This window comes from Dendronalium sp. ChiSLP03b (assembly GCF_034531165.2).
In the GTDB taxonomy this organism is placed as follows: domain Bacteria; phylum Cyanobacteriota; class Cyanobacteriia; order Cyanobacteriales; family Nostocaceae; genus Dendronalium; species Dendronalium minutum.
This window is the reverse complement of record NZ_JAVRBR020000027.1, coordinates 153,214-160,716: the sequence shown is the minus strand read 5'-3', so window position 1 is coordinate 160,716 and position 7,503 is coordinate 153,214. Positions and strand designations below refer to the sequence as shown.

Annotated in this window: 6 protein-coding genes; all 6 read right to left on the bottom strand. The window is 43.1% G+C overall.

What is annotated here, in order from left to right:
* Positions 1 to 477: 477 nt before the first annotated feature.
* Positions 478 to 1,500: a tRNA lysidine(34) synthetase TilS gene (gene tilS / locus RMY31_RS07425; RefSeq protein WP_322657884.1), complete on the bottom strand. Its 1,023-nt coding sequence runs from the start codon at positions 1,498 to 1,500 to the stop codon at positions 478 to 480.
* Between the two features lie 94 nt (positions 1,501 to 1,594).
* Complete coding sequence (locus tag RMY31_RS07420; protein ID WP_322657883.1) at positions 1,595 to 2,743, bottom strand: alanine--glyoxylate aminotransferase family protein; 1,149 nt, start codon at positions 2,741 to 2,743, stop codon at positions 1,595 to 1,597.
* Positions 2,740 to 2,973 carry a hypothetical protein gene (locus tag RMY31_RS07415; protein WP_322657882.1) on the bottom strand — a complete coding sequence of 78 codons (234 nt, stop codon included), beginning with the start codon at positions 2,971 to 2,973 and terminating at the stop codon, positions 2,740 to 2,742. The genes RMY31_RS07420 and RMY31_RS07415 overlap by 4 nt, the downstream gene beginning before the upstream one ends.
* On the bottom strand, positions 2,952 to 3,512 hold the full coding sequence (locus tag RMY31_RS07410; protein WP_322657881.1) for a Uma2 family endonuclease: 561 nt from the start codon (positions 3,510 to 3,512) through the stop codon (positions 2,952 to 2,954). Before RMY31_RS07410 ends, RMY31_RS07415 begins: the two co-directional genes overlap by 22 nt.
* A gap of 65 nt (positions 3,513 to 3,577) precedes the next feature.
* Positions 3,578 to 4,096: a YbjN domain-containing protein gene (locus tag RMY31_RS07405; RefSeq protein ID WP_322657880.1), complete on the bottom strand. Its 519-nt coding sequence runs from the start codon at positions 4,094 to 4,096 to the stop codon at positions 3,578 to 3,580.
* A gap of 18 nt (positions 4,097 to 4,114) precedes the next feature.
* Positions 4,115 to 7,405: a DUF4157 domain-containing protein gene (locus RMY31_RS07400; protein ID WP_322657878.1), complete on the bottom strand. Its 3,291-nt coding sequence runs from the start codon at positions 7,403 to 7,405 to the stop codon at positions 4,115 to 4,117.
* Positions 7,406 to 7,503: the final 98 nt, after the last annotated feature.

Below are 7,503 nucleotides of genomic sequence, written 5' to 3'. Positions count from 1 at the left end.
CGCAACTGTACCGCCAGTAAAGTAATTTGGCGTTTTACTACTGAAGACGCGCGTGTCAAACTTAAACATCTTTATCCAATTTTTGAAACCGATGAAACAGGCGATTCTAATGCAACATTTTAGCCTTGACACGCCAGTAGTGGCGTGTCAAGGCTAAAGTAGTGCAATAGAAAAATTCGATTATGTGTCTAAACTTCAATTTTTCAGAGATTTTTAATGCAACATTTTAGCCTTGCCATGCCAGTAGGGTGTGTTATGCCGTAGGCTAACGCACCTTGAATTATTGGCGGTGCGTTACGCTGCGCGACAACGCACCCTACATTTGAATACAAAAGGTTACAGATAAATGTTTGGTTAAGTGTTAACGGTTAAAAAATTAATCACTCTTAATAATAATCCAGTGTGTTATGCCGTAGGCTAACGCACCTTGAATTGCTGGCTACATTTGAATAGAAAAGGTTACAGAGAAATGTTAGGTTAAGTGTTAAAATCACTTTTAATAATAATCCAGTTACCTTGTACTAGAGCGATCGCACCACCAGGAAAGGGATCGGTTTGCGATCGGTTTGGCGCTGTAATTAAAGCTGTTAGTTTTTCAATATGTTCAAAATTGGGCGCATCAGCAAGTATTTCTTGCAACACCTGTCGCATCACACGACGTTGCAGCGCCAGCGGTGCTTTCTGCAACACCCGACGATTTAACCTTAAAGAAACAATATCCCCCACTCTTGTACAGACGCGATTAATCGCGTCTCTACTTTCCATCGCCTCTTCCCGCAACTGCTGGGCGGTTTGTTCCAAATATTCCACTTCCGCTTGCAAAAGTTCGGCTGTTTGAGCTAAAGCTGATTCGACATTAGGGTTAAAATTTGTTTGCAAATACGGTATCAACTCTTGGCGGATGCGGTTGCGGGCGTACTTAACATCTTGATTAGTGGAATCTTCCCAAATCGGCAGATCAAACTCTTGACAAAATTGCTCTGTTTGTAAGCGAGTGACTTCTAAAAGTGGACGCACTAACATAACGTCAGCAGTTAAGGGACGTTGCCAAGTCAAGGCTTGTAAACCATCAGCACCAGTACCACGAATTAAGTTGTAAAGCAAAGTTTCGGCGCGATCGCTCTTTGTGTGTCCTGTAACAATATATTGGTAATTATTGGCTTGGGCGATCGCGCTTAAAGCTTGATATCGCCAATTCCGGGCCGCAGCTTCACTATTTAAAGCTTCCTTCGCTGTTTCTAAGTAAAAAGATATACCCCAAGTCTTAGCTAAATCTTCTACATGATTGGCATTAGCTTGAGAGTCAGAACGCCAGCGATGATCGCAGTGAGCGATACCTAAGTGCCATCCCCATTTTGGTTGCAAATCTAACAGTAATTTGATTAAGCACAGCGAATCTTGTCCGCCAGAAACAGCTACTAATAGCCGTTGTTTCCGCTCAAATAAACAGCGCGATTTGATCGTGCGATGTATCTTTGCATGTAGAGAAGTCCATACCATTGTGGGTTTTCATACTAAGCTGTAGGGCAGGCGGGAGATGAAGGAAACGCGAGGAAAGAACTCTCCGTGTCTTTGCGTCCTCTCTCCCAGTCCCCTACCTTGGTAAAACTTGCCGTAATGCTGCTAAAAGTTGGTCAACACTTTCTTTACGACTATTAAAGCCCATCAGTCCCACACGCCAAACTTGACCAGCTAGTTCGCCAAGACCGCCACCAATTTCAATGCTATGTTCGTTTAGTAACTGTCGGGCAATTGCCTTACCATCTACCCCCTCTGGAATACGAACAGTGGTAAGGGTTGGCAGTCGGTACTCTCGCTCAACGTGCATACTCAATCCTAAGTCCTCTAATCCTTCCCAGAGATACTCTACATTCTTTTGATGACGCTGCCAGCAGTTTGCTAGTCCTTCTTCGGCAACTAAACGCAATGCTTCCCGCAATGCATAGTACAAGTTAATGGGTGCTGTGTGATGATAGGTGCGATCGCTACCCCAATACTTGCCTAGCAATGACATGTCTAAATACCAGTTTGCCACTTTTGTGCGGCGTTGTTGCAATTTCTCAACTGCACGCGGACTCATGGTAAAGGGCGAAGCACCAGGCGGACAACCCAAACCTTTTTGGCTACAACTGTAAGCTAAGTCAACTCCCCAAGCATCTAAAAATATGGGAACGCCACCCAGACTCGTCACGGTATCTACTAATAGCAATGTGCCAAATTCCCGACACAGTTCGCTCACTCCCTCTAAAGGTTGACGCGCGCCAGTGGAGGTTTCAGCATGAACCAAAGCTAGAATTGCCGGACGATGAGTTTCTACAGCAGTTCGCAGTTCATCTAAAGTGAAGACTTGTCCCCAAGGTTTGGTAATGGTTCGTACATCTGCCCCATACCGTCCAGCCATATCCACAAGGCGATTACCAAAGTAACCAGCGACACCAATTAAAACTACATCACCGGGTTCTGTAGCATTGGCAATAGTTGCCTCCATAGCAGCCGACCCCGTACCACTGACAGCAATAGTGAGCGGGTTTTCTGTTTGCCATACGTAGCGCAGCAGGGACTGAATCTCATCCATCAGTGCTAAAAAAGCTGGGTCAAGATGCCCTACTGGTGAGGTATTCATCGCTTGCAGAACTTCGGGATGGGTATTTGAAGGGCCTGGCCCCAACAGCAGCCGGGATGGAACTTCTAGAGGTTTGAGCTGTAAGCGCTGACTGTCGTTAATTGAAATTGTTGAGGTCATAATCTGTCTTCGCCCAGACGAAAAAAAGGATGTGAGGGTATGAAGGGGGTAAGGGTATAATATCGCGATCGCTTGAAGAGCGATCGCACCTGCAAAGAGTTGACCTTTAAAACCCAAGTTATTTTACAGTAGTCAGCGATCGCTTTGATTGCCGCATCGTATACTGATACTTCGGCAAAGGCATTAAACTTTACGCTAAAAGTTAAGATTAACCAGCCATCTTTAACCAACCAAAAACTTGATTCACAGTTAGTTTAATCTCAATTTCTTCTAAAGTAGGCAAGGAATCTTCACCTTGCAATAACATCGGCTGTTGGTCTGGTAAAAATACCAAAATACTTAAGTCATCAGGATCGAGAAACCATCCCAAACGGCTACCATACTTCAAACAGTGAAGAATGTTGCCAATTACTTTGTTCGGTTTTTGTTCTGGAGAAAGGATTTCAATTGTCCAGTCTGGTGGAAGTTCAAAGTTATCGGGAACTTCACCGTTAATAGTAAATGGTATTTGCCCCCATTTAAAGACTGCTACATCAGCGACAATTGAGCAATTACCAAAACTACACCTCAATTCAGGAAAGGCATAGGCAATTTTCTGTTCTTCTGTAACTTGATTGACAGCAGCACAAAGTTTACCTTGCAAGCGGCTGTGTCTGCCTTTTGGCATTGGCTTTTGAATAATCTCACCGTTAATATATTCACTGGCTGGTTTCGTTTCTGGGAGCTTCAGAAACTCTTCTAGGGTGAGTTGAGAAGTTGTGGCGCTCATGGCTCCTGAATGCTGCGAGATGTGTTTTTAGTTTAGCAGGCTGATTTGAGGAGCGATCGCCATCCCTACACATCTTCAGAAATAACTAATCCTTCAACTTGAATCAAAGCCGCTTCTGGTGAAACATTAGCATAGATTACAGACATAATCCCCGGCAAATATCGATCCATAATCATGACATTGGCAAAAATTAACTGCCCAATCAAATCTGTACTGATACTACTGTCTTTAGCCTCAATACTAGAAGTTTTATAACGTACTTCTCCATCGTTTAAATCTATTTCAAAGTTACCAACAATCAAGCCAAAATTAGCTCTCGTCAAAAACTCAGCCACAGCCAGACGTTTACTTTCTGGCACATTCACAGGCAAAGATGAATAAAAAATAAATTGGTGATGTTCTTCTCGTGTCTTAGCAGTACATATCCATTCGCCATTTTCACCCTGATAATTCATTTTGAGAATGGGTTCTGTTTCGTGCTGAGAAAATGACCAGTTATTGTCTTGAAAGAACTTGATAACAACCTCAAAAACTGAATTCGTAATAGTTGAGGTATTAACGTTTGTGTTAGTTTGAGTCATCATTTTTACACGCTCAAAAATTTAAAATCCTTCGTCGTGTTGTGCCTCAGCGGCTTCTGATTCAATAGCTTGGGTCAACTTTTCATAATCCATTGCATGACCTTTAGAAATGCCCTTTTGTTTCTTATAGACTGTCAGCGCCCCATTATCCATTGCTTTCTTAAATAAACCAGCTTCGCCACGCGCTTTGAGCATTTCATTCCATTTATCGAGGGGTAAAGTCGCACCCTCATCAATTGCATATCCTGGGAAACGGTTTTTAATTGTGTCAATTGATGCTGCTTTATCAGACTCACCATTCACAATATTAAAAATTGCTTCTCTCGACATTTGGGAAGTCTCTGCTGAGAATTGCACTCCCTTTTGACCTCCCGCTTTCATCATATTGTTATCTCCATAAATCATATGTAAATACTCACCACCCCTGGAGTAAACTTTTAGTCCTTCCTTACAATATTTGTCATGGAAAAATTTAGTTGCACCTTGGACATAGGCATTACTTAAAAAGCTATTGTAAGCAACAGCATTAAATTCTTCAGCTTCCGCCTCAAAATCATGTTCTTGCTCGCTGTCTTCCGCCTGTTGTGCTACTTTCGACTTGTAAGGAGAACCCCCTTGCGCTTTGACTACGTTTACTTGTGCTTCGTCTAATGAATAGACTGCTTTTGCTTTACCAGCCTTACCAAAGCTAAGTTTGTTCCCCAGTGTTTTATCAACTTTTTCTTTAGCAAAGTTACTGCTAACTAGTGCCTGCATTAAGGTTTCAGCAGCATCTGAATTACCTTGCACTGTAGATATTGAACAATATTCTGCTGCTTCGTCTGGAGTCAAATGCTTCATACTTCCGTGTTGAGCAGCCGCATTTCGCCACCACATCATAAATACAATTTCTGGCTTAACTTGTGCGCCCATTGCTGTATTTAGCTGTTCAAAAGAAACAATCTCTCCCCGCACAATTCGATCGTGCAGTGCTTGCGGATTAGATTGCAAATCTTCGCTGGCAATTGAGCTAACCATTGCCCAGTCTGATTCTGCTTCGTCAAAAGTACCAAGACCTTTATCTTGTTTATTCAGCCATGCGACGAACCATTGCATGATCTTGGTCTTATTAATTAAATGCCCAGCCGCAAATGAATCTTGCAGATAATGCTCGCCAAAAGCATTTTGTAGCAAAGCTTGATTAGTATAATCTGCAACTTCTTCCTCTAATTGGGCTGCTGCATCTGGCAGACCCATATCTTGTGCCTTTTGGACAAATCTTTTACCATTTAATGCTAGGTTAGCAAGTTCTCTGGCTTTGGTATGATATCTTTCCCAACTCGTCCAGCTTTCAGGTGCAAAGTGACAAGCGTTGCGTTCTAAGGCAGCAAAATATGCTTCACTTTCATCACCTTGTCGGAAGGTTGCGTCGTTAACTTGTGACTCTGTGCGGACTTCATAAGCTTTATTTACAACAGCTTGCGCTCTTGGGCCTTGAGCTTGGGTAAAGTCATCATCCACTTTGACTTTGTTATGTAGTTCCGATCTGGACTGACCAAATAACTCTTTATAAATATTATCCAGTTCAATGTAGCTTTGCTGGCGTACCCCTTGCAGTAAAGAAAATACATTAGCCTTCGGAGTCTTGGCGATCGCTTCCGGGTTCCCAAACAAGTCAGGCAAAGTATTAATTTCACTATAAGTAGCAACTATTTCCCCATCCTGACAAGGAATTATTACGTAAGGTACTTGCCACTTGTCATCCTTGCCTTTCTTCACTTTGCCTTTTTCGACAATCTCTGTATCGGCATCCTGTGCAGCCTCTCCTTTCTCTGTCACAGTTTTGCCAACTTCCACTGCTTTTGGATTATCCTTCCATTTCACAAGACGATCCATTTCCTGCATCAGGGTGTGTTTGACATCTTCTTTTTTGGCTTTTGCTTCTTCTAACTGATTAGTCAAAAGCGTTGCTTGTTTCCAGTTTTCTTCGCTATTCTCTTTCTCGATTTGCTTAGTTAAAGTATCCAATTGTTTCTCTAATTGCGGAATCTCCCGCACCATAGGAATATTCGCCAGTTGGGAAGGCTCAACTTGTCCTAGCAGATAATGTTCGTAGGCAGAGTGCCGTTGAATTGTATTCGGGGCAGACTGCTGCACGGAAACTGGATGGGCGATCGCTTGACGTTGCAGGCGATCGCGCCCTACCCTAACTGAGTCAGTAGTTGTCGAAGGCTTTGTTGCGTGCCGTTCTTCATGGCGTTGAATTGAATCAGCCTGTTGTGGCTCTGGCATTCGCATCACTTGAGCCGCGATCTGGTCTGCCTCTTGCTCATATCGATCTCCTGGTGCCCCAACCGTTAGCTTTGTCTGAATTTGAATGCCCGTAGCACTACAATTGGAACATTGACAACCCCTACTATGGGCGGCATCTGCATGGCGTTGAACGACATCAGTTAATCTGCGGCTTAATAAATCTTGCGTACCTGACGATGGAATTAGAGAAATCTGGCGCTGAATTGTTGAACTAGTCGGAAGACAAGATGAACATTGACAGCCGACATTACAAGAATTTGCTTCTACCTGACGCTGTAAACTATGACCGCCCGTCTGCTGAATTGTATGGGTTAGTTCGTGAGCCAATAACTCTTTGCCACTGCCAGAGTTAGGGTTATATTTGCCTTCATTAAAGTAAATGTGCTGACCATTTGTAAAAGCTTGGGCGTGCAATTCTTTATTCATCTGCACTGCTTCGCTGTTGGTATGCACTCGGATATCAGCAAAGCTATGACCAAACCGAGGCTCCATAAAAGCACGCACCCCAGCATCTAGGGGTTGCCCACTGCTTTGATTTCTAATTCGGCTTTCTAAGTTATTACCTGCGTCGAAGCTACCGTTATTCTCTACCCGTCTTTGAATAGCTTCATCTTCTTCTGGCATATCACCATGCCGTTGCAGATATGAAGAATTATTAGGCTTCATCTGTAATTCGTCTTCTTCCTGATGGCGTTGTACATCAGGTTTCATCTGTAATTCTTTGTCTGATTCTTCTTGATGACGCTGAACTGTCTGTGACTGTCCAATGTTCAGTTTCATCTGTAGACGTGGCGTTGATGGCGAAGTGAGATTCCGAGTAAATATAGATACATCAGGTAAGCCATTACCAAACTGTTTTTCTCTTGCTGATTCAGCTTGTAAATCTAGTGTTTCCTGTTGTTGTGTACTGACTTCCTCTAGTTGGGGCTGAACGACAAAACCACGCGGTGCAAACTGATTTGACACTGAGATGTCAGAGGACTTGGCAGTTTTAGCTATTTTATGTTGTCTGCTATACATTTACTCAATCCTCTCAGTGTTTTAGAATAGCGGTTTGTCATCTAGCAATAGCTGGTAATAAATTTTGCACTATATTTAAAGAATCAGCTAGCGATCGC

Excerpts from the sequence above, each read along its gene's own strand:
- tilS (WP_322657884.1), bottom strand. The coding sequence starts at position 1,500 with ATGGTATGGACTTCTCTACATGCAAAGATACATCGCACGATCAAATCG.
- RMY31_RS07420 (WP_322657883.1), bottom strand. The coding sequence starts at position 2,743 with ATGACCTCAACAATTTCAATTAACGACAGTCAGCGCTTACAGCTCAAA.
- RMY31_RS07410 (WP_322657881.1), bottom strand. The coding sequence starts at position 3,512 with ATGAGCGCCACAACTTCTCAACTCACCCTAGAAGAGTTTCTGAAGCTC.
- RMY31_RS07405 (WP_322657880.1), bottom strand. The coding sequence starts at position 4,096 with ATGATGACTCAAACTAACACAAACGTTAATACCTCAACTATTACGAAT.
- RMY31_RS07400 (WP_322657878.1), bottom strand. The coding sequence starts at position 7,405 with ATGTATAGCAGACAACATAAAATAGCTAAAACTGCCAAGTCCTCTGAC.